Source organism: Plantibacter sp. lyk4-40-MEA-4, assembly GCF_030209415.1.
GTDB classification, from domain to species: domain Bacteria; phylum Actinomycetota; class Actinomycetes; order Actinomycetales; family Microbacteriaceae; genus Plantibacter; species Plantibacter flavus_A.
Genome location: NZ_JARVSA010000010.1, coordinates 208,589 through 231,127, shown reverse-complemented (window position 1 = coordinate 231,127; position 22,539 = coordinate 208,589). Strand labels below are relative to the sequence as shown.

The window sequence follows — 22,539 nt, the reverse complement described above, 5'->3', positions numbered from 1 at the left end:
TAGCGCGCTTCCCTGACACGGAAGAGGTCACTGGTTCGATCCCAGTATCGCCCACAGGAACACGGAGGGCCCGAGCGAACAGCTCGGGCCCTCCGTCGTTGCACAGACCACCTCTTGCGCAGACCACCCGTCGCACGCCCGGACGTCCGTTCAGACGGCGAGGACCGCCCGCTCCCGGCGACGCAGGACCTCCGCGACGCCCCACACGATGATGCCTTGGCCCGCGGCGTACGTCGCCATGATGATCTCGTCCGCCGCCCAGATCGTCACTGCAGGCACGAAGCGGTCGAGCCCGATCAACGAGTCGGAGACGAGGAACAGCGCACCGCCCACGGCGATCGTCGGCGTCGTCATCGTGGAAGACGCCGCCATGGCCCCGATCACGACGGCGTACAGGACGACCGCCGGATACAGCGCCCCCATGTCCTGCTGACTGAGGAGCGCGATGCCGGCGACGAGCCACACCAGGTACACGAGCGCCCAGACCGGCGGGCGGTTCCTGGTGCGCAGATGCCGCACGAAGAGTAGGACATAGCCGGCCTGAGCGAGCATGAAGAACAGGATCCCCACGCCGAACGCGAGTTCGCCCGGGACCATGAGGGCGACGTCGCCCAGCCAGCTGCACATGATCGCGACGAGCGCGGTGACCGCAGCGGCAGACAGCCGTCGGACCGACCACACGAGCGCCAGCGCGAGGACCAGCATGATGAACGGCTTGGTGAGGAGCGACAGCCACTCCTGACCGGAGGCGAGGGCGATGATGTGCACGAGTGCGACCACGGGCAGCGCGGCGAACAGCGCCGTCGCAGCCCGGCTTCTCTGCACAGCCGTCATCAGCGCCACCCCCGTCACGTCGTAGGCCTTCACTCTAGCGATGAGCCCGAGCACGAACCATGGCCGCCGACCGACGGCAGCGTCTCCTCGTCGTGGACGACGATAGGCTTGCACGGCCAAGGTTTCACCTGAGAAAGAGAGATCATCCGTGAGTGACGGGTTCGCACTGTTCACCGACCGATCCGTGGTCGCCATGCGCGTCAACGGCGAACTGAAGGACCTCGCCGCCACGGTGACGGAGACGGACACCGTCGAGCCGGTGCACCTCGACTCGCCGGACGGTCTCAACATCCTCCGCCACTCCGCAGCCCACGTGCTCGCGCAGGCCGTGCAGCAGGTCGACCCGCACGCGAACCTCGGCATCGGCCCGCCGGTCACCGACGGCTTCTACTACGACTTCGACGTCGCCGCACCGTTCACGCCCGAGGCGCTCAAGGTGCTGCAGAAGACGATGGACCGCATCATCCGCCAGGGCCAGCGCTTCGTGCGACGCGTCGTCACCGAAGACGAGGCTCGCGAGGAACTCGCGGGGGAGCCCTACAAGCTCGAGCTGATCGGCCTCAAGGGCGGATCGGCAGCCGACGACGAGAACGTCGAGGTGGGCGGCGCGGAGCTGACCATCTACGACAACGTCGACCCGAAGACGGGGGAGACGGTCTGGAAGGACCTCTGCCGCGGTCCGCACCTGCCGAACACGCGCATGATCGGCAACGGCTGGGCCTTGACGCGTCTCGCCGCGGCGTACTGGCGGGGGAGCGAGAAGAACCCGCAGCTGCAGCGGATCTACGGCACCGCTTGGGCGACCAAGGACGAGCTGCGCGCGTATCAGACTCGGATCGAGGAGGCGGCCAAGCGCGACCACCGCAAGCTCGGTGCCGAGCTCGACCTCTTCAGCTTCCCCGAGGAGATCGGCTCGGGTCTCGCGGTGTTCCACCCCAAGGGCGGCATCATCCGCAACGAGATCGAGAACTACATGCGCGAGCGCCTGCTCGCGTCCGGCTACGAGCTGGTGAACACCCCGCACATCACGAAGGGGCACCTGTTCGAGGTCAGCCAGCACCTGGCCTGGTACAAGGACGGCATGTTCCCGGCGATGCACCTCGACCAGGAGGTCGACGCCGACGGCCACGTCACCCGCCAGGGCCAGGACTACTACCTGAAGCCCATGAACTGCCCGATGCACAACCTGATCTACCGCGCCCGAGGGCGCAGCTACCGCGAACTGCCGCTCCGTCTCGCCGAGTTCGGCACGGTCTACCGGTACGAGAAGAGCGGCACCCTCTCCGGGCTCACGCGTGTCCGTGGCCTCACGCAGGACGACGCCCACATCTACGTGACCGACGACCAGGTCAAGGACGAGGTCGGCCGCCAGTTGCAGTTCGTCCTGGAGACCCTCCGCGGCTACGGTCTCGACGACTTCTACCTCGAGCTCTCGACGAAGGACCCCGACAAGTACGTCGGCACCGACGAGGTCTGGGACGAAGCGACCGAGACCCTCCGCCAGGTGGCGGTCGAGTCCGGTCTCGAACTCGTCCTCGACCCCGCCGGCGCAGCCTTCTACGGTCCGAAGATCTCGGTGCAGGCGCGCGACGCGATCGGCCGGACGTGGCAGCTGTCCACCGTGCAGCTCGACTTCAACCTGCCCGAGTTGTTCGAGCTGGAGTACACGGCTGCTGACGGCACGCGCAAGCGTCCGGCGATGATCCACCGCGCACTCCTCGGCTCGATCGAGCGCTTCTTCGCGATCCTGCTCGAGCACTACGCGGGTGCCTTCCCGGTGTGGCTCGCCCCCGTGCAGGTCGTCGGTATCCCCGTCTCCGAGCAGTACGAGGAGTTCCTCGGCGGAGTTGTCGCCGAGCTGCGCTCGTCCGGGGTCCGTGCGGAACTCGACGCCTCCGACGATCGGATGCAGAAGAAGATCCGCAACCACACCAAGGCGAAGACCCCGCTGCAGCTGATCGTCGGCGAAGAGGACCAGGCCAACGGCGCGGTGAGCTTCCGATTCCGCGACGGCACCCAGGAGAACGGTGTCCCGGTCGCCGACGCCGTGCGCCGAATCCGCGCCGCCATCGCCGCGAAACTGCAGGTGAACACCGCAGCGGATCTGCCGTCATGACCCCGGGCACCGAGCCGGAGTCGTTCGAGTCGATCGACACCTCCCACCTGGTGGGCGTCCCGGACGCGTTCCAGCGTCTCTGGACGCCCCACCGGATGGTCTACATCAAGCAGGGCCAACCATCCGACGACGGTTGTCCGTTCTGCATCGCGCCGACGCTTGACGACGAGTCAGCGCTCATCGTGCATCGGGGCGAGCACGCCTTCGTTCTGCTGAACCTCTTCCCGTACAACTCCGGGCATCTGCTCGTCTGCCCGTACCGCCACGTCGCGATGTACGACGACGCGACGACGGAGGAGGTCGCCGAGATCGGCGCTCTGACGCAGACGGCGATGCGGGTCGTCCGGTCCGTCTCGAGGAACGACGGTTTCAACCTCGGCATGAACCAGGGTGCCGTGGCCGGTGCCGGGATCGCGGCGCACCTGCACCAGCACATCGTCCCGCGCTGGGCGACGGACGCCAACTTCTTCCCGATCATCGCCCAGACCAAGGCGCTCCCGCAGCTGCTCGGCGACGTCCGGCAGTCGATCGCGGACGCCTGGCCCACCTCGACCTGATCCATCGTGGGCCGGTCCAGGTGGACCGGCCCAGCCAAGTCCAATTTCCGGCCTGTGGACGGAGCACCGTCAGGCCACCCGGCGGTACGCTCGCCATCATGACCGAGAGCAGCACGACCACTGGACAGCACGGCTCGAACCGCGTGAAGCGCGGACTCGCGGAGATGCTGAAGGGCGGCGTCATCATGGACGTCGTCACCGCCGAGCAGGCCCGTATCGCGGAGGACGCCGGAGCCGTCGCCGTGATGGCCCTCGAGCGCGTTCCGGCGGACATCCGGTCCCAGGGCGGCGTGGCTCGGATGAGCGATCCCGACCTCATCGAATCGATCATCGCCGAGGTGTCCATCCCCGTCATGGCGAAGGCTCGCATCGGCCACTTCGTCGAAGCGCAGGTCCTCCAGGCGCTCGACGTCGACTACATCGACGAGTCCGAGGTCCTGAGCCCGGCCGACTACGTGAACCACATCGACAAGTGGGGCTTCGACGTCCCGTTCGTGTGCGGCGCCACCAACCTCGGAGAAGCACTGCGGCGCATCAACGAGGGTGCCGCCATGATCCGCTCGAAGGGCGAGGCCGGCACCGGCGACGTGTCCGAGGCGACGAAGCACATCCGCAAGATCCGCTCCGAGATCGCACACCTGTCGTCGATGTCGAAGGACGAGCTGTACGTCGCGGCGAAGGACCTCCAGGCCCCGTACGACCTCGTCGTCGAGATCGCCGAGACGGGCAAGCTCCCGGTCGTGTTGTTCACCGCCGGGGGTGTGGCGACGCCGGCCGACGCCGCGATGATGATGCAGCTGGGTGCCGACGGCGTGTTCGTCGGATCCGGCATCTTCAAGTCCGGCAATCCGGCCCAGCGGGCGGCGGCCGTCGTCAAGGCGACGACCTTCTTCGACGACCCTCAGGTCATCGCCGAGGTGTCCCGCGGTCTCGGTGAGGCGATGGTCGGCATCAACGTCGCCGACCTCGCCGCACCGCACCGCCTCGCCGAGCGTGGCTGGTAGCCCCGCGTCCGCCCTGAACCAGGTGACGTCGTGACCGGGGCGGCACGCGTCGGCGTCCTCGCCCTGCAAGGGGACTTCCGCGAGCATGCGGCCGTCCTCACCGGCCTCGGGGCGGACGTCAGCCTCATCAGGCGTCCCTCGGAACTGACCGGCATCGACGGACTCGTCCTGCCAGGCGGCGAGTCGAGCGTGATGGACAAGCTCGCTCGCTCCTTCGACCTCGCCGGACCGTTGCGCGAAGCGATCACCGCCGGGTTGCCCGTGTACGGCACCTGCGCCGGGCTCATCCTCCTGGCCGACCGGATCCTCGACGGGATCGCCGGCCAGCAGAGTCTCGGCGGGCTCGACGTCTCGGTCCGGCGCAACGCCTTCGGGTCGCAGCTCGACTCCTTCGAGACGGACCTGTCGATCCCGGTCCTCGGCGACCCGCCCGTGCACGCCGTGTTCATCCGCGCGCCGGTGGTCGAAGCCGCCGGTCCGTCGGTGACACCCCTCGCCTCGCTGCCCGACGGTCGGATGGTCGCCGTCGAGCAGGGGAACCTCCTCGGCACGTCCTTCCATCCCGAGGTCACGGGCGACACCCGTTTCCACGCCTACTTCCTCGACAAGGTCGAGCGATCCCGCTGAGGCGCTGGCGCCCGATCCCGTGGCCCGTCGCGGCGTGATCGCGAGTTCCGGGTCGCTGGCCTAGACTGGTCAGGTTCTTTTCACGCAGTTAGGGAGCACATGTCCGGACACTCCAAGTGGGCGACGACCAAGCACAAGAAGGCGGTCATCGACGGCCGTCGCGCGAAGTCGTTCGCCAAGCTCATCAAGAACATCGAGGTCGCGGCCAAGATGGGCGGCGCAGACCTCGCGGGCAACCCGACGCTGCAGGACGCCATCCAGAAGGCGAAGAAGACCTCGGTCCCGAACGACAACATCGACCGCGCCGTCAAGCGCGGTGCCGGCCTCACCGGTGAGGTCGTCGACTACACCACGATCATGTACGAGGGCTACGGTCCGAACGGCGTCGCCCTGCTCGTCGAGTGCCTCACCGACAACAAGAACCGTGCAGCAGCCGATGTCCGGACGCTGATGTCCCGCAACGGCGGCACCATGGCCGATCCGGGCTCCGTCGCCTACAACTTCCAGCGCAAGGGCCTCATCGTCGTCCAGGCCGAGGGGACCACGGAGGACGACATCCTCGGCGCCGTCCTCGATGCGGGCGCAGAAGAGGTGAACACCGAGGGCGAGACCTTCGAGGTCGTCACCGAGCCGAGCGACATGGTCGCGACCCGGACCGCCCTGCAAGAGGCCGGTATCGATTACGACTCCGCCGACGTCGCCTTCGTCCCGAACCTCAAGGTCGAGATCGACGCCGACACGGCGCGCAAGATCTTCAAGCTGATCGACGCGCTCGAGGACAACGACGACGTCCAGAACATCTACAGCAACTTCGACCTCACCCCCGAGGTGCAGGCCGAGCTGGAGGCCGACGACGAGTAGTCCGGCACCCGTGCCGTGCGAAGCCCGTTCGAACGGATGTACGACACTCCGCCCTCGCGGAGCGTCCGGCGCATCGCCCGCGCTTAAGGTCGGAACATGACTCTGCGCGTCCTCGGCATCGACCCCGGCCTGACCCGATGCGGGGTGGGGGTCGTCGACGTCCTGCCGGGACGGCAGGCCACGATGGTCGAGTACGGCGTCATCCGGACGGACGCGCACGCCCCACTCGAGCAGCGACTCCTCATGATCGCGCAGGGTATCGCCGAGGCGATCGAGCGCACTTCGCCGACCGCGATGGCCGTCGAGCGGGTGTTCGCGCAACACAACGTCCGGACGGTCATGGGCACCGCCCAGGCGAGTGGGCTCGCACTGCACGCTGCGGCCGCGAACGGGATCCCCGTCGGCCTGCACACCCCGAGTGAGGTCAAGGCAGCGGTGACCGGTTACGGCCGGGCGGACAAGCTCCAGGTGCAGACCATGGTCGCCCGGATCCTCGGTCTCGACGAACTCCCGAAGCCCGCTGACGCCGCCGACGCGCTCGCACTTGCGATCTGCCACGCCTGGCGACCCGTCGTGTCGACGGCAGCGACACCCGTCGGCGCTGGGCCGCAGGGGAGTGGAGCACTCACTCCGGCCCAGCGTGCGTGGGCGGCGGCGGAACGCGGCGGCGGAACGCGCGACGCGGCCGTCCGGGCCCGGGCAGCGCGGAGCCCTAGGCTGGAAGCATGATCTCCTCCCTCCGCGGCACCGTCCTGAGCGCGGTCGGCAACCTCGTCGTGATCGAGGTTGGCGGCGTCGGATTCGCCGTCCAGGTCACGCCGGCCCATGCCCTCTCCCTCCGGGTCGGCACGGAAGCGCTCCTCTCGACGACACTGATCGTGCGGGAGGACTCGCTCTCCCTGTTCGGGTTCCGATCCGCTGAGGAGCTGTCCGTGTTCGAGCTCCTGGTGAGCGTCACCGGGGTCGGCCCGAAGTCGGCACTCGGCGTCCTGGAGGCGTTGACGCCGGAGCAGATCGCCGCCGCCATCTCCGCTGACGACGACGCCCCGTTCCGCAAGGTCTCCGGGATCGGGCCGAAGACGGCGAAGCTCATCACCGTCTCGCTCGCCGGCAAGCTCCGCGTCACCAGGACGACGCCTGAAGCTCCGGCGACCACCGTGAACGCAGCCGCGATCGCCGATCAGGTCGTGACAGCGCTCATCGGTCTCGGTTGGCCGGAGAAGACGGCGACGCAGGCGGTCGTGGAGGCCTCCGCCTCCGCGAGTGCGGCCGACCTCTCGACCGTGCCGTCGCTCATCCGCCTGGCCCTCGGCAGACTCGGCCCGGCGCACGCCGGAGGCCGTACCTCGTGACGGACGCTCCAGAAGACCTCACCAATCCAGCCGCCGAGTCCGACGCGGAACTGGCGTTCGAAGGGGCCCTCCGTCCGCGGTCGCTCTCCGAGTTCGTCGGTCAGTCCAAGGCACGCGGTCAGTTGCAACTCCTGATCACGGCCGCCGGGATGCAGAACCGCACCCCCGACCACATCCTGCTGGCCGGCCCTCCTGGACTCGGCAAGACGACCCTCGCGATGATCGTCGCGCACGAGACCGGGAAACCGCTCCGGCTCACGAGTGGTCCGGCCATCCAGCACGCCGGCGACCTCGCCGCGGTCCTGTCGTCACTGACCCCGGGCGAGGTGCTCTTCATCGACGAGATCCACCGCATGGCCCGCCCTGCCGAGGAGATGTTGTACCTCGCCATGGAGGACTTCCGCATCGACATCATGGTGGGCAAGGGTGCCGGCGCGACGAGCATTCCGCTCGAACTGGCACCGTTCACCCTGGTCGGGGCGACCACCCGCTCCGGCCTGCTGCCGAACCCGCTCCGCGACCGCTTCGGGTTCACCGCTCACCTCGAGTTCTACGACGAGCCGGAACTGCAACAGGTGCTGCACCGCACCGCCGACATGCTCGGGCTCGACATCGACGCTCGGGCCGTCGCCGAGATCGCCGGGCGCTGTCGGGGTACGCCGCGCATCGCCAACCGCCTACTCCGCCGCGTCAGGGACTACGCACTCGTACACGGTGGCCGCGCGGACCTCGAGACCGTCCAGGCCGCGCTCGAGCTCTACGACGTCGACGCCCTGGGTCTCGACCGACTCGACCGATCGGTCATGGAGGGCATGCTCGACCGCTTCGCCGGAGGTCCGGTCGGGCTCAGCACGCTCGCCGTCTCGGTCGGCGAGGAAGCGGAGACGATCGAGTCCGTCGTCGAGCCGTTCCTCGTCAGGATCGGCCTCATCACGCGCACGCCACGAGGCCGCGTGGCGACCCCGGCCGCGTGGCGGCACTTCGGCAGAACACCTTCTCAGCATGGCTCGACCCTCGATGGCCTATAATTTCCCTTTGGCGGTGCGTTCCCAACGTCTCCCGCCCTCAATCTCCTCTGGAAGGTTCCCATCGTGGATGCAATGACCCTCGTCCTGTTCGGCCTCGCCGGCGTCATGATCGTGTTCATGATGGTGAGCAACAACAAGCGGAAGAAGCAGGCCGCGGAGACGGAGCAGAAGCTCGTCCCCGGCGCCGAGGTGCTTACCGGCTTCGGCGTCTACGGCACCCTCATCTCGATGGACCGCGACTCCCGCAAGGCCGATGTCGAGATCGCCCCCGGCGTCATCGTCACCATCGACCCCCGCTACGCGGGTGCGGTCGTCGCCCCGACGGTCGCCGAGACCGCGGAAGAGGCTCCGGTCGTCGAGTCGATCCCCGACGACGCATCGTCGCTCGACCTCTCCAAGCCCGAATTCGGCCAGCGCGTCGAGGACACCTCGAAGCCGCAGAAAAGCGACGACTAGTCCCAACCCCTTCCCGGGCGGTGGCCGTCGTGCCACCGCCGGCAGAGAAAGCTGAGTTCCGAGTTTGGCAAAGTCGACTCCGGTCAAGAAAGCGTGGCGTTCGCTCACCTGGCTTGGCGTAATCCTCATCGGTTTGTTCGCGATCAACGCGGCCGGGGTCCTCTGGGGGAACAGCTCATGGGCGCCCAAGCTGGCCCTCGACCTCGAGGGTGGCACCCAGATCATCCTCGCGCCGAAGCTGGAGTCCGGCCAGACGGTCTCCAACGAGCAGCTGAACCAGGCCGTCGCGATCATCCGCCAGCGCGTCGACGCGTCCGGCGTCTCGGAGGCGGAGATCACGACGCAGGGTCAGAACGTCGTCGTCTCGATCCCGGGAACCCCCGACGAAGCGACGCTGAACCGCATCGAGAGCTCCGCGAAGCTCGAGTTCCGTCCGGTCCTCACCTCGCAGCAGCTGACCCCCGGTCAGCCGTCCAACACCTTCATCGGTGAAGACGGCGCCTCGACCCCGTATCCGACGCCGGACCCGGGCCTCGAGAGTACGCCGACCGCGTCGCCGACCAACGCGAGCGACCTGTCGCAGGTGACGCCCGCGCTGTACGCCGCCTTCCAGGCCTACGACTGCGCTGCGAATGCGGATTCGCTCGACGCCACCGCCGCTCCCGCAGCCGAGCCGCTCATCACCTGCGACCTCGACGGCACCTTCAAGTACGTCCTCGGCCCGGTCGAGGTGTCCGGAGAAGACCTGTCCGACGCGAGCGCCGGCATCAAGACGACGTCGTCGGGTGCGAGCACGGGCGAGTGGGCGGTGTACCCGGTCTTCAACGAGAAGGGCACTGCGCTCTTCGCCGACGTCACCGGCCGTCTGACCTCGCTGCAGAGCCCGCAGAACCAGTTCGCGATCGTGCTCGACGGCAACGTCATCTCCGCACCGCAGTCGCTCGCCGTCATCTCCGACGGCAAGCCGGAGATCAGCGGCTCCTTCACCGAGGAGTCCGCCAAGACCCTCGCCGATCAGCTCAAGTTCGGCGCATTGCCGATCAGTTTCGTCGTACAGAGCCAGGACACCATCTCGGCGACCCTCGGTTCGACGCAGCTGGAGAGCGGCCTCATCGCCGGTCTCATCGGGCTCATCCTGGTCGTCATCTACACGCTGTTCCAGTACCGGCTCCTCGGCACCGTCACCATCGCCTCGCTCGTCGCGGCCGCAGTGCTCACCTATGTGGTGATCCTGCTCATGTCCTGGCGTCAGGGCTTCCGGCTCTCCCTCGCCGGTATAGCGGGCCTCATCGTCGCCATCGGTTTCACCGCGGACTCGTTCATCGTGTACTTCGAACGCATCAAGGACGAACTCCGCGACGGCCGGGGTCTGGAGTCCGCCGTCGAAGCCGGCTGGAAGCGCGCCAAGCGCACCATCTACGCGGCGAAGGGTGTCAACCTGCTGTCCGCCGTGGTGCTGTACGTCCTCGCGATCGGCAACGTCCGCGGCTTCGCCCTCACCCTCGGCGTCACCACGATCATCGACGTCATCGTCGTGCTCCTGTTCACGCACCCGATGATGCAGCTCCTCGGCCAGACGAAGCTCTTCAACAGCGGCAAGCCGTTCACCGGTCTCGACCCGTCGGCGCTCGGCGCCATCTACCGTGGTCGCGCGGAGTTCCGGAAGCCCGTCTCGGTGCCCGGCGCCAAGGCCGCGTCCAGCAGCCGTGAGGCGGCCAAGCGCCAGACGATCGCCGAGCGCAAGCAGGCGGCCCTCGTCGGAGGCGGCTCCGACACCAGAGCAGACGATCTGCCGACCGATGGGAAGGACTCCTGATGGGTGCGTTCGCACGGTTCGGAAACGAGCTCTACACCGGGAAACGCTCCTACGACTTCGTCGGCAAGCGCAAGATCTGGTATACGATCGCCATCGTCGCGGTCGTCCTCTCCGTATTGATCCCGGTCGTCAAGGGCGGATTCAACTTCGGCATCGAGTTCCGCGGTGGTTCGCAGTTCCAGATCGCCGACGTCAAGAGCACCGATCAGACGCTGGCCGAAGACGCGGTCGCGTCCGTCGTCAGCGGCGCGACCACCCACGTGACCGTCGTGGGCGGCAACTCGGTCCGCGTGCAGACCGACCAGCTGAAGAACGACAAGGTCACCCAGCAGGTGTCGGCAGCCTTGGCCGAGGCCTACGGCGTCGAACAGTCCGACATCACGAGTTCGTTCATCGGCCCGTCATGGGGTCAGGACGTCTCCAAGCAGGCGATCGTCGGCCTCATCGTGTTCCTCGTGCTCGCGGCGATCCTCATGGCCCTGTACTTCCGCACCTGGAAGATGTCCGCGGCCGCGCTGCTCTCCCTCATGCACGACCTCATCATCACGGCCGGTGTCTACGCCGCGACGGGCTGGGAGATCACGCCGGCCGCCATGATCGGCTTCCTCACCATCCTCGGGTTCTCGCTGTACGACACCGTCGTGGTGTTCGACAAGATCCGCGAGAACACCACGCTCGACGCCGACGGCGCGGCCCGGACGTTCGGGGAGTCGGTGAACCTCGCGGTCAACCAGACCCTGGTGCGCTCGATCAACACCGGCGTGGTGGCGGCGCTCCCGGTCGCGGCGATCCTGTTCTTCGGCGCCTTCGTCCTCGGTGCCGACACGCTGCGCGACATCTCGCTCGCCCTGCTGGTCGGTATCCTCGTCGGCACGTACTCGACGATCTTCGTCGCTGCACCGCTCTACGCGAACTTCCGGCACAACGAGCCTCGCATCGCCAAGCACGACAAGCGCGTGCTGCAGGCGCGCGATCGCGCTCAGACCTCGGATGACGCCGTGGGCGAACGCACGGAAGCAGACGCGCCGCTGGCGCGTTGACCCTGACAGCGACCGACAACCGCGTGCACGAGCGCAGGGAGGCCTGAGATGGCGGACACCACGACATCCTCGACGGCCTCCCTGCGCCGTCTCGTCCCACGGATCTTCTCGAAGGCGCAGCCGGCCGGCGCCGTCGACACCCTGATGCGGACGGTGCGGCAGCACCATCCGAAGGCCGACCTGGCGCTCATCGAGCGTGCGTACACGGTCGCCGAGCGGGCCCACTCCGGCCAGAAACGCCAGAGCGGCGAGCCGTACATCACGCACCCGGTCGCCGTCTCCCAGATCCTGGCCGACCTCGGCATCGGACCGAAGACGATCGTCGCGGCCCTCCTCCACGACACCGTCGAGGACACCGACTACTCGCTCGACCAACTCCACGCCGACTTCGGTGACGAGGTCGCCATGCTCGTCGACGGCGTCACGAAGCTCGACAAGGTCAAGTACGGCGACAGCGCACAGGCCGAGACGGTCCGGAAGATGATCGTCGCGATGTCGAAGGACATCCGCGTCCTCATCATCAAGCTCGCCGACCGGTTGCACAACGCCCGGACCTGGGGATTCGTCCCGGCCGAGAAGGCGGCGAAGAAGGCCACGGAGACCCTCGAGATCTACGCACCGCTCGCACACCGCCTCGGGATCCAGGCGATCAAGTGGGAGCTCGAAGACCTGTCCTTCGCCGTGTTGTACCCGAAGCTCTACGCCGAGATCGAATCGCTCGTCAAGCAGCGCACACCGCAGCGCGAGGAGTACGTGCAGCACGTCATCGACGCGGTGAACGAGGACCTCAAGGCGCAGAAGATCCGCGGCAAGGTGGCCGGTCGCCCGAAGCAGTACTACTCGATCTACCAGAAGATGGTCGTCCGCGGCCGCGAGTTCGACGACATCTACGACCTCGTCGGCATCCGTGTCCTCGTGAACTCGCTGCGCGACTGCTACGCGGTCCTCGGGTCGATCCACGCACGGTGGACGCCCGTCCCAGGGCGTTTCAAGGACTACATCGCCACGCCGAAGTTCAACCTGTACCAATCGCTGCACACCACCGTCGTCGGACCGGGCGGGAAGCCCGTCGAGATCCAGATCCGCACGAACGAGATGCACCAGCGGGCCGAGTTCGGCGTCGCCGCGCACTGGAAGTACAAGGAGCGGATGAACAGCGGGAAGGCCGCGTCCTCCGCCGAGCCCGACAGCTCGATGGCCTGGCTCGCCCACATCTCCGACTGGCAGGCGGAGACGGCGGACCCGGGGGAGTTCCTCGACTCGTTGCGGTTCGAGATCGGTGCGAAGGAGGTCTACGTCTTCACCCCGAAGGGGCGTGTCGTCGGCCTGCCCGCCGGCGCGACGCCGGTCGACTTCGCCTACGCCGTCCACACGGAGGTCGGCCACCGGACGATGGGCGCCCGGGTCAACGGGCGGCTCGTGCCGCTGGAGAGTTCACTCAACACCGGCGACGTGGTGGAGGTCTTCACCTCGAAGAACCCCGACTCCGGTCCGAGCCAGGACTGGTTGAACTTCGTCAAGAGCCCTCGGGCGCGGAACAAGATCCGCCAGTGGTTCACGAAGGAGCGTCGCGACGAGGCGATCGAGCAGGGGCGCGACGCGATCGCACGGGCGATGCGCAAGCAGAACCTGCCGCTCCAGAAGCTCATGAACCAGGACTCGTTCGCCGAGGTCGCGGCGCAGCTGCGCTACGAGGACGTCACGGCACTCTATGCGGCCGTCGGCGAGGGCCACGTCTCGACGCAGTCCGTGCTCGAGAAGGTGGTCGCGCTCCTGCAGAAGGACGCCGACAGCGAGCACGCCGAGTACACCGTCCCGGTGCGTGGGAGCCGCCGTGAGCGGCTGCAGAACAGCGACTCCGGGGTCCTCGTGCTCGGTGCTCCCGACATCCTGGTCAAGCTCGCGAAGTGCTGCACCCCGGTGCCGGGTGACGAGATCGTCGGGTTCGTCACGCGGGGCTCCGGCGTCTCCGTCCACCGTTCGGACTGCCACAACGTCCAAGGCCTCCTGCAGGAGCCCGAGCGCATGATCGATGTGGAGTGGGCGCCGTCGTCGAAGAGCGTGTTCCTCGTCCAGATCCAGGTCGAGGCACTCGATCGAGCTGGACTGTTGTCGGATGTGACGCGGGTGCTGTCCGAGTATCACGTCAACATCCTGTCGGCGACGGTGAACACCTCGAGCGACCGCCTGGCCATCAGCCGCTTCGTGTTCGAGATGGGCGACACCACCCACCTCGACCGAGTGCTGAACGCGGTCCGGCGGATCGACACCGTCTACGACGTCTACCGGGTCAACGGCGGCTGAGCGGGAGCGACCAGGACGCCAGTTCGCTCCGAGTCGGCTCGAGGCCGGGAAGCATCACCTCGGTGGCACTCGACACGACACGGACGATCCGTGTGCCGCCGAGGACCCGCGGGACGGAGCGGACCCATGCGACGACCTCCTCAGGGGTGGTGAGCCCGAGCAGGAAGTAGTTGCGGATCGTCGTCATGGCCTCCTCCGCGTCGGCCCCGGTGCGCCGTGCCAGATCCGCGACCGTGCGCGTGGGGGTCGTGACCCGCAGTGCGCCGCACCGCTCGTTGTCCTCGGCGCGGAGTGACACCTGACGCAGACGCAAGCGGGGCGAACGCGCGCTTCGCCGTTCCATCGACACGAAGCCCGTGTGGACCCTCGGTGCGATGAGCGCCGCGCCGTGCAGCCAGGCGGCACTCGTCTCAGCGATGACCGCGCCGGCCAGCCCGGGCAGCTGTTCGAGGACCGCCGCGCGCAGCCGGACGGTGTCGGGTTCGTCGACACTGCAGTAGCCGTCTTCGAAGGCGAAGAGCTCGCCGTCGAGCCGCGCGGCGGCGAGCTCGGCGACGGAGAGCTCGGGTGGCTGGAGGTAGGCGGGGAGGCGGCTCGTGGAGGCCGAAGGATCCGCAGCGCAGCCTGGCTCGATGGGGAAGGACGTCTGGAGTGCCGTGGACATACGACGATCCTCCTGCAGCCGTCCGGCAGCAGGAGGATCGTCGACGGATCTGTGGAGAACCGCGACCGTCACGCGGTTGGTGGAGCGGATCCGCCTAGCGGATCGCCCCGAGCCACGCCTTGCGTGCATCCAGCGCCTCGATGGCCGCGGTGAGCCGGTCGGCGTCACCGGAGGCTCGTGCCGCCTCGACCTCGTCCTCGAGCTTGGCGATGGCGTCGGCGAGCTGGCTCGCGAGCCCCTCGGTGCGCGCCTTCGTCTCGGGGTTGTTGCGCTTCCAGTGCTCGTCCTCGAGCTGCTTGACGTGGGTCTCGATCTTGCGGAGACGGTCTTCGACGACGCGGACCTGCTCGCGCGGGACCTTTCCGATCTCGTCCCACCGACGCTGGATGTCGGTGAGCGCCTTGCGCGCCGAGTCCCGGTTCGTGTCGGCCAGGATCGGCTCGGCATCCGCCAACACCGCGAGCTTCAGATCCAGGTTGCCCTGGAACTCCTCGTTGTCACGCGCGTCGATCTCGGCCTTCGCACCGTAGATCGCGTCGCCCGCGGCCTTGAACTTCGCCCAGAGCGCGTCATCCTGGCGCTTCCCGGCACGAGGGGAGGCCTTCCACTCGTCGAGCAGGCTGCGGTAGGCGGGGATGCACTCGGCGCCCTTGGCGATGAGGGCCTCGGCGCGCTCGACGAGCTTCTGCTTGATCGCGCGTGCCTCCTTGTGGACAGAGTCGAGCTCCGTGTAGAACGCACGACGGTGCTGCTCGATCGTCGCGCGTGCCGTCCGGAACCGCTTCCAGAGGTCGTTGGCGTCGTTCTTCGCGAGACGAGGTCCGTCGTGCTGCTGGCGCTGCCACTCGGCGAAGAGTTCGTCGAGCCGCGCCGAGGTCTGCTTCCACTGCACCCGTGCCGGATCCTGCTGCGCGAGCTGCTCGGCCTCCTCGACGATCGCGAGACGCGCACGTGCCGCCTCCTCGAGAGCTGCCTTGGTCTCCTGGCTCTGCGCCTCGGTCAGCTCGCTCACGGTGCCGTCGAGCGCCGCGAGGCGGGTCAGGAGCGCCTGGAGGTTGCCGACCGCGTTGGCGGACTCGACCTGCTTGGTGATCGACTTCACGGCCTTCGCGACGTCCGTCGCCGGGGCACCGCGCTTCGCGCGCTGCTCGAGGAGCGTCACCTGTCCGGCGAGGTCCGTGAACTTGCGCTCGAAGTACGCGAGCGCCTCCTCCTTGGAACCGTCGGGGTACTGTCCGACCGCTCGTTCGCCGTCGGCCTCACGGACGTAGACGGTGCCGTCGTCGTCGACACGACCCCACGGTTCGATCTCTGGACTGGTCACGCGCATCACCCTTGCTGTGTGTTGACCGCCGTTCGTGGCGATCGTGATCGATCCACAAGCCTATTACCCCGAGTCCTGCTCGGGGCGACCGCTTGCGCCGGTCGGTTCCGTCTGGTGCAGGTTACTGCACGCGCTACTGGACCGTCACCGAGGTGATGGTGGCGGGGACCGCCGGAGCACCGTCACCGCTGCCGTCTGCGACACCGCCGGACACGACACCCGAGACGAGCTGGTCGAGACCGCTCGTGATCTGGCCGAGCACGGTGTAGCCGCCGGCGGCGTCGGACGGGATGGTCGAGTCCTGGTACACGAGGAAGAACTGCGAGCCGTTGCTGTAGCCGTTCCCTCCCTGGCGCGCCATGGCGATGGTGCCGGCCGGGTAGACGTCGTCCGTCGGTGCGTTCTCGACCGGGCCGTAGCTGTACCCGGGGCCGCCGGTGCCGGTGCCGTCGGGGTCGCCGCACTGCAGGACGTAGATGCCGCTCGTCGTGAGGCGGTGGCAGGTGACGCCGTCGTAGAAGCCGGACTGGGCGAGGGAGATGAAGGAGGAGACGCCCTGCGGCGCGCAGGCTCCGTCGAGGGTGAGGTTCATGACGACGTCGTTGATCGTCATCTCACCGCTCCAGTCGCGGTCCTCGGCGATCGTGCTCGCGGGGACTTCGCCGGTGTTCGCGCCGTCGGTGGCCCCGGTGACACCGCAGGCCCCGGCCTCGGCGGAGGCGGTGGGCGTCGCGACCGGGGTGCCCGGACCGCCGGCGAAGAAGAACACCTGCGCAGCCGTGGCACCGGCGAGGACGACGACGAGCGCCGCAGCGGCGATCACGTTGTCGCGGACGCGGCGCTTGGAGCGGTGCTCGTGCACGGTGCGCCGGGCGTTGTAGGCGCGCAGCCGTGCGCGTGCTGCGCGTGCCTCTTTGTCCGGACCCTTGCTCGTTGCCACGTCGTTCCCTCCAGGTGCCGTCGGCCGAGCGGCGGCATCGCGCTGTCATCTGGCACCACGCCCGCGGCGGACTGCCCAGGAGAACCTTACGGGGAGCGCTCCGCGCGGACCAAACGGCACACGACGGCGGCGACCCCGTGCTGCAGCGGGTCCGCGTGTCGCAGGCTGCGGCTAGCCTGGTGGAATGTTCAGTCGAGGACCCGGCATCGCCGGCGCACCGGTACCGCTCGCCGTGCGCATGCGGCCCCGCAGCCTCGAGGAGGTCGCCGGCCAGCAGCACCTGCTCCGTCCCGGCTCGCCGCTCGTCCGCCTGGCGAGCGACAACGAGGGGACGCAGGCGGCCGTGTCCGTCATCCTCTGGGGTCCTCCGGGCACCGGGAAGACGACGCTGGCGCAGGCCATCGCGCACAGCTCCGGCCGCCGGTTCGTGGAGCTCTCGGCCGTGACGGCGGGCGTCAAGGACGTCCGGCAGGTCATGGAGGAGGCGATGTCGAGCCGCGACCTCTACGGCAGCTCGACCGTCCTCTTCCTCGACGAGATCCACCGGTTCACGAAGGCGCAGCAGGACGCCCTGCTCCCCGGCGTGGAGAACGGCTGGGTCATCCTGGTCGCCGCGACGACCGAGAACCCGTCGTTCTCCGTCATCTCCCCGCTGCTGTCGCGTTCACTGCTCCTCACGCTCGAGCAGCTGAGCGACGACGACCTCGGCATCCTCATCGACCGCGCCGTGACCGACCCGCGCGGCCTGGCCGGTCGCTTCACCGTGACGCCTGAGGCCCGCGCCGCGATCATCCAGTTGTCCTCCGGCGATGCCCGACGGGCTCTGACGGCGTTGGAGGCGGCCGCGATCGCCGCCGACTCCGATCTCGGCGCTCCGGTCGACCCCGACGAGCTCGATCTCGACGACGCGGGCCTCCTCGACGTCGGCGATGAGGACGACGAAGACGACGAAGACGACGAAGACGGGGTGGACGACGACTCCGACACCGCGACGCGGGCGCCCCGCGGTCCCGTCATCACCGACGAGCTCGTCTCGCAGGCGGTCGACCGCGCCCTGCTCCGATACGACCGCAACGGCGACGAGCACTACGACGTCATCAGCGCGTTCATCAAGAGCATCCGCGGATCCGACGTCGACGCCGCGCTGCACTACCTCGCTCGGATGATCGAGGCGGGGGAGGACCCGCGCTTCATCGCCCGCCGCATCATCATCTCCGCGGCCGAGGACATCGGCATCGCCGACCCACAGGCGCTGCCCATCGCCGTGGCGGCCGCCGACGCCGTCCAGTTCATCGGCATGCCCGAGGGTCGCATCCCGCTCGCCGAGGCCGTGGTGTACCTGGCCACGGCCGCCAAGTCGAACGCGGCCTACGTCGCCATCGACCAGGCCATCGCCGACGTCAGGGCCGGAGCCTTCGGCCGTGTTCCGAAGCCGATGCGCGACGCCCACTACGCGGGCGCCAAGCGCCTCGGACACGGCAAGGGCTACCGCTACCCTCACGACCACCCGATCGGCGTCGTCGCCCAGCAGTACCTGCCCGACGAGCTGCGCGACGTCCGGTACTACCAGCCCACCGATCACGGCCACGAACGCGACATCTCGGCGCGGTTGGACAAACTCCGGAAGATCGTCCGGGGCGAGTGATCGTCTGGTCACGGCGGCCCGGCGACCGGGGCACATCGTGCTAGTATTGATCCGCCTAGAACCGGTGTGACTGCGCGGCTGCTCGATCACCGTGTTCGACGGGCGTGTTCTGTAGCCGAACAGCCCCGGCAGACCCCTCTGACTTTGTCCGGTGTGATTCCGGATCACCGACGCGTCTTCGCGCCGGTCATTCATCGTTTGAGACTTCATCGAAAGGAAACCGTGTCTACCAAGTCACGTACCCGCAGCAAGACCCGCCTCTCGCGGGCACTCGGCATCGCCCTCACCCCGAAGGCCGCCAAGTACCTCGAGAAGCGTCCCTACGCTCCCGGTGAGCACGGCCGCACCAAGCGCAAGGCCGACAGCGACTACGCCGTCCGTCTGCGCGAGAAGCAGCGTCTGCGCGCCCAGTACGGCATCCGCGAGGCTCAGCTCAAGATCGCCTTCCAGGAGGCACGTCGTACCCAGGGCCTGACGGGTGAGAACCTCGTCGAGATCCTCGAGACCCGTCTCGACGCGCTCGTCCTCCGTGCCGGCTTCGCCCGCACCACGGCTCAGGCCCGCCAGATGGTCGTGCACCGCCACATCATGGTCGACGGCCAGCTCGTCGACCGCCCGTCCTTCCGCGTGAAGCCGGGTCAGCTCATCCACGTCAAGCCGCGCTCCGAGGGCACCGAGCCCTTCCAGGTCGCCGCTGCCGGTGGTCACGTCGACGTCCTGCCGAAGGTGCCCGCGTACCTCTCGGTCGAGCTCGACAAGCTCCAGGCACGTCTCGAGCGTCGCCCGAAGCGCGCCGAGGTCCCCGTGACCTGTGAAGTGCAGCTCGTCGTCGAGTACTACGCAGCCCGCTAGGACTGCGGCCCGGCTCCGGGCACCACACGAAGAGGTATCGGCTCCGGCCGGTGCCTCTTCGTCGTCGTACGACGCCATCGGTCCACCGCGCTCGACTACGATGGATGCTTGGTACGCCCGGCGACGCCCGGGTGGTCGCACCGCAGATGAGGAGTTCCCCATGAAGAACGTGTTCTGGCTGATCGTCGGCATCGGCGCCGGCTTCGTCGTCGCCCACGAGATCAACAAGACACAGTCCGGCAAGCGGTTCTTCTCCGAGCTGGACTCACGCGTCAGGGAGTTCACCGACACCGTCGGCGACGCCTACAAGGAGCGCGAGGCGCAGCTGCGCGACACGGCGGAGACCGTCGTCGCGCGCGTCGAGGACGCCGCAGAAGACCTCACCAAGCCGTAGCGGCACGCCCGGACGGGCATCGCCGCAGCGCACGAACATCGACACGCACACCCCTGACGTACGGACACCATGGACACCGCTGACATCCGCTCCCGCTGGCTCACCTTCTTCGGCGATCGGGGGCACACCGTCGTCCCCTCCGCCTCGCTCGTCAGCGACGACCCCTCGCTCCTCTTCACGGTCGCCGGCATGGTGCCGTTCGTGCCGTACCTCACCGGTGTCGTCCCCGCGCCGTTCGACCGCGCCACGAGCGTCCAGAAGTGCATCCGCACCAACGACATCGAAGAGGTGGGCAAGACGCCCCGGCACGGCACCTTCTTCCAGATGAACGGCAACTTCTCCTTCGGCGACTACTTCAAGGAGGGGGCGATCACCTACGCGTGGGAGCTCCTGACCGGCAGTGAGTCGAGCGGCGGCCTCGCCTTCGACGAGAAGGACCTCTGGGTCACCGTGTACAAGGACGACGACGAGGCGATCGACCTCTGGAAGCGCGTCGCAGGGCTCCCCGAGCACCGCATCCAGCGGCTCGACAAGGACACGAACTACTGGTCGACGGGTCAGCCAGGACCGGCCGGCCCGTGCTCGGAGATCTTCTTCGACCGCGGTCCCGCGTACGGCGCCGACGGCGGCCCGGCGACCGACGACGACCGGTACGTCGAGATCTGGAACCTCGTGTTCATGCAGTACCTGATCGAGAACGTCCGCGGCAAGGTCGACTTCGACATCGTCGGCGAACTCCCGAAGAAGAACATCGACACCGGCATGGGGCTCGAGCGGGTGGCCTTCCTCAAGCAGGGCGTCGAGAACATGTACGAGATCGACCAGGTGCGCCCGGTCCTCGATCGCGCCGCCGAGTTGAGCGGACGTCGCTACGGCGCCGACCACGACGACGACGTCCGGATGCGCGTCATCGCCGACCACGTGCGTTCCTCGCTCATGCTCATGAGCGACGGCATCACGCCGTCGAACGAGGGACGCGGGTACATCCTCCGCCGCCTCATGCGACGGACGGTCCGTGCGATGCGTCTCCTCGGCGTCGACACCGCGACGTTCCCCGAGCTGTTCTCCGCGTCGCGCGACGCCATGAAGGCCGCCTACCCCGAGGTCGAGACCGACTTCGGCCGGATCTCGCAGAGCGCCTACGCCGAGGAGGAGACCTTCCTCCGAACACTGGCCAGCGGCACGACCATCCTCGACCTCGCGCTCGAGCAGACCAAGGGCTCAGGCCGGACGGCCCTCGCCGGGGATTCCGCGTTCCTCCTGCACGACACCTACGGGTTCCCCATCGACCTGACCCTCGAGATCGCGGAGGAGGCCGGCCTCTCCGTCGACCGAGACGCGTTCGATTCGCTCATGACCGCCCAGCGCCAGCGCGCGAAGGCCGACGCGAAGGCGAAGAAGAGCGTCCTCGCCGACCTCTCGGTCTACAGCGACATCCGCGCCAAGGGCGAGACCGTGTTCACCGGCTACACCGAGCTCGAGACCGAGAGCCGCATCCTCGGCATCATCGTCGGCGGCCACCCGGTGCAGCGCGCGGTCGCCGGTGACATCGCCGAGGTGATCCTGGCGGAGACCTCGCTGTACGCCGAGTCCGGCGGGCAGGAGGCCGACCAGGGCGTCATCGTCGGACCCGGATACGAGCTCGAGGTGCTCGACGTCCAGAAGCCGGTGAAGGGTCTCATCGCGCACAAGGTGCAGGTGAGCCAGGGCGAGGTGGGCGTTGACGCACCGGCGACGACCATCGTCGATGCGAGCTACCGACGCGGCGCCCAGCAGGCGCATTCCGGTACGCACATCATCCACGCCGCCCTGCGGCAGGTGCTGGGCGAAAGCGCCCACCAGTCCGGTTCGTCGAACAAGGCCGGGTACCTGCGGCTCGACTTCACCTGGAACCAGCCGCTGTCGCCGGCGACGAAGTCGGAGATCGAGGAGATCTCCAACAACGCCATCCGCGACAACCTGCAGGTGACCACCCGCGAGATGGCGCTCGACGACGCGAAGGCACTCGGCGCCATGGCGCTGTTCGGCGAGAAGTACGGCGAGACCGTCCGCGTCGTCGACATCGGCGGGCCGTGGTCGCGTGAGCTGTGTGCGGGCACCCACGTCACCTCCAGCGCCGAGATCGGGTTGATCAACCTCGTCAGCGAATCGTCCGTCGGCTCGACGAACCGTCGGGTGGAGTCGCTCGTCGGTCTCGAGGCCTTCCGCGACCTCGTCGCCGAGCGTGCGCTCGTGTCACAGCTCTCCGGCAGCCTCAAGACGCCGAAGGAACAGCTGCCCGACCGCATCGCCGAACTCGTCGCGAACCTCAAGGCGGCTGAGAAGAAGATCGCCGCGTTCGAAGCCCGTGGGCTGAGCGAACGTCTCCCGGCGTTGGCGCAGACCGCTCACCGCGTCGGCCCGGTGTCGCTCGTCGCCGAGCACCTGGGCGAGCTCGGGTCACCGAACGACGTCAGGACGCTCGTCACGCAGCTCCGCGAGCAGCTCGGCGCGAGCCCGGCGGTCGTCGCCCTGGGCGCGGTCGTCGGTGGGAAGCCCGCGATCGTCGTCGCGACGAACCAGGGTGCCCGCGACGCCGGACTCAAGGCAGGCCTCCTCGTCCGGGTCGCGGCCGGCGTCCTCGGCGGCAACGGTGGTGGGAAGGACGACCTCGCACAGGGTGGCGGCGTCGACGCCACCGCGCTCGGCGACGCCCTCGCGGCGATCGCCCGCGAGATCGCCTGAC

Annotated in this window: 20 protein-coding genes; 16 read left to right on the top strand and 4 right to left on the bottom strand. The window is 68.2% G+C overall.

Annotated elements, in window-relative coordinates; genetic code table 11:
• Positions 1-150 precede the first annotated feature (150 nt).
• Positions 151-834, bottom strand: a complete 684-nt coding sequence (locus QRN44_RS16990; RefSeq protein WP_285039700.1) for a lysoplasmalogenase — start codon at positions 832-834, stop codon at positions 151-153.
• Positions 835-1,027: 193 nt separating this feature from the next.
• Here QRN44_RS16990 and thrS point away from each other — a divergent pair, with 193 nt between their 5' ends.
• From thrS to QRN44_RS16930, 12 genes are all read left to right on the top strand, one after another.
• Positions 1,028-2,950 carry a threonine--tRNA ligase gene (gene thrS, locus QRN44_RS16985; RefSeq protein WP_285039708.1) on the top strand — a complete coding sequence of 641 codons (1,923 nt, stop codon included), beginning with the start codon at positions 1,028-1,030 and terminating at the stop codon, positions 2,948-2,950.
• Positions 2,947-3,507, top strand: coding sequence for an HIT family protein (locus QRN44_RS16980; RefSeq protein ID WP_121290696.1), 561 nt, complete (start codon positions 2,947-2,949; stop codon positions 3,505-3,507). Before thrS ends, QRN44_RS16980 begins: the two co-directional genes overlap by 4 nt.
• 98 nt (positions 3,508-3,605) lie before the next feature.
• On the top strand, positions 3,606-4,511 hold the full coding sequence (gene pdxS / locus QRN44_RS16975) for a pyridoxal 5'-phosphate synthase lyase subunit PdxS (protein WP_064293812.1): 906 nt from the start codon (positions 3,606-3,608) through the stop codon (positions 4,509-4,511).
• 30 nt (positions 4,512-4,541) lie between these two features.
• Positions 4,542-5,138, top strand: coding sequence for a pyridoxal 5'-phosphate synthase glutaminase subunit PdxT (gene pdxT, locus QRN44_RS16970; protein ID WP_121290694.1), 597 nt, complete (start codon positions 4,542-4,544; stop codon positions 5,136-5,138).
• 99 nt (positions 5,139-5,237) lie between these two features.
• Positions 5,238-5,999 carry a YebC/PmpR family DNA-binding transcriptional regulator gene (locus QRN44_RS16965; RefSeq protein ID WP_175115856.1) on the top strand — a complete coding sequence of 254 codons (762 nt, stop codon included), beginning with the start codon at positions 5,238-5,240 and terminating at the stop codon, positions 5,997-5,999.
• Between the two features lie 96 nt (positions 6,000-6,095).
• Positions 6,096-6,728, top strand: a complete 633-nt coding sequence (gene ruvC / locus QRN44_RS16960; protein ID WP_285039698.1) for a crossover junction endodeoxyribonuclease RuvC — start codon at positions 6,096-6,098, stop codon at positions 6,726-6,728.
• On the top strand, positions 6,725-7,351 hold the full coding sequence (ruvA, locus tag QRN44_RS16955) for a Holliday junction branch migration protein RuvA (RefSeq protein ID WP_079002492.1): 627 nt from the start codon (positions 6,725-6,727) through the stop codon (positions 7,349-7,351). Before ruvC ends, ruvA begins: the two co-directional genes overlap by 4 nt.
• The gene (gene ruvB / locus QRN44_RS16950) at positions 7,348-8,379 is read left to right on the top strand and encodes a Holliday junction branch migration DNA helicase RuvB (RefSeq protein WP_079002493.1); all 1,032 of its coding nucleotides are present in this window, start codon (positions 7,348-7,350) and stop codon (positions 8,377-8,379) included. Before ruvA ends, ruvB begins: the two co-directional genes overlap by 4 nt.
• A 72-nt stretch (positions 8,380-8,451) precedes the next feature.
• Positions 8,452-8,835 (top strand): preprotein translocase subunit YajC, encoded by a 384-nt coding sequence (locus QRN44_RS16945; RefSeq protein ID WP_064293818.1) that lies wholly within the window; start codon positions 8,452-8,454, stop codon positions 8,833-8,835.
• A 64-nt stretch (positions 8,836-8,899) separates the two neighbouring features.
• Positions 8,900-10,651: a protein translocase subunit SecD gene (secD, locus tag QRN44_RS16940; protein WP_175115855.1), complete on the top strand. Its 1,752-nt coding sequence runs from the start codon at positions 8,900-8,902 to the stop codon at positions 10,649-10,651.
• Positions 10,651-11,691 (top strand): protein translocase subunit SecF, encoded by a 1,041-nt coding sequence (gene secF, locus QRN44_RS16935; RefSeq protein ID WP_285039697.1) that lies wholly within the window; start codon positions 10,651-10,653, stop codon positions 11,689-11,691. Before secD ends, secF begins: the two co-directional genes overlap by 1 nt.
• Before the next feature lie 48 nt (positions 11,692-11,739).
• Positions 11,740-13,995: a RelA/SpoT family protein gene (locus tag QRN44_RS16930; RefSeq protein ID WP_064293821.1), complete on the top strand. Its 2,256-nt coding sequence runs from the start codon at positions 11,740-11,742 to the stop codon at positions 13,993-13,995.
• On the opposite strand, the gene QRN44_RS16925 is transcribed toward QRN44_RS16930, so the two are convergent.
• From QRN44_RS16925 to QRN44_RS16915, 3 genes are all read right to left on the bottom strand, one after another.
• Entirely contained in the window at positions 13,982-14,659 is a 678-nt protein-coding gene (locus QRN44_RS16925) for a type IV toxin-antitoxin system AbiEi family antitoxin (RefSeq protein WP_285039695.1), read from the bottom strand. The two genes, QRN44_RS16930 and QRN44_RS16925, sit on opposite strands and share 14 nt — an antisense overlap.
• A 94-nt stretch (positions 14,660-14,753) precedes the next feature.
• Positions 14,754-15,983 (bottom strand): DUF349 domain-containing protein, encoded by a 1,230-nt coding sequence (locus QRN44_RS16920; RefSeq protein WP_502928650.1) that lies wholly within the window; start codon positions 15,981-15,983, stop codon positions 14,754-14,756.
• Between the two features lie 133 nt (positions 15,984-16,116).
• On the bottom strand, positions 16,117-16,923 hold the full coding sequence (locus QRN44_RS16915) for a peptidylprolyl isomerase (RefSeq protein WP_071260142.1): 807 nt from the start codon (positions 16,921-16,923) through the stop codon (positions 16,117-16,119).
• Between the two features lie 184 nt (positions 16,924-17,107).
• On the opposite strand from QRN44_RS16915, the gene QRN44_RS16910 reads away from it, so the two are divergent.
• From QRN44_RS16910 to alaS, 4 genes are all read left to right on the top strand, one after another.
• Positions 17,108-18,568 (top strand): replication-associated recombination protein A, encoded by a 1,461-nt coding sequence (locus tag QRN44_RS16910; protein WP_285039692.1) that lies wholly within the window; start codon positions 17,108-17,110, stop codon positions 18,566-18,568.
• A gap of 222 nt (positions 18,569-18,790) precedes the next feature.
• Positions 18,791-19,420, top strand: coding sequence for a 30S ribosomal protein S4 (gene rpsD, locus QRN44_RS16905; protein ID WP_064293825.1), 630 nt, complete (start codon positions 18,791-18,793; stop codon positions 19,418-19,420).
• A gap of 160 nt (positions 19,421-19,580) precedes the next feature.
• Complete coding sequence (locus tag QRN44_RS16900; protein WP_064293826.1) at positions 19,581-19,814, top strand: hypothetical protein; 234 nt, start codon at positions 19,581-19,583, stop codon at positions 19,812-19,814.
• A 69-nt stretch (positions 19,815-19,883) separates the two neighbouring features.
• Positions 19,884-22,538: an alanine--tRNA ligase gene (gene alaS, locus QRN44_RS16895; RefSeq protein ID WP_285039691.1), complete on the top strand. Its 2,655-nt coding sequence runs from the start codon at positions 19,884-19,886 to the stop codon at positions 22,536-22,538.
• The last annotated feature ends 1 nt before the right edge of the window (position 22,539 follow it).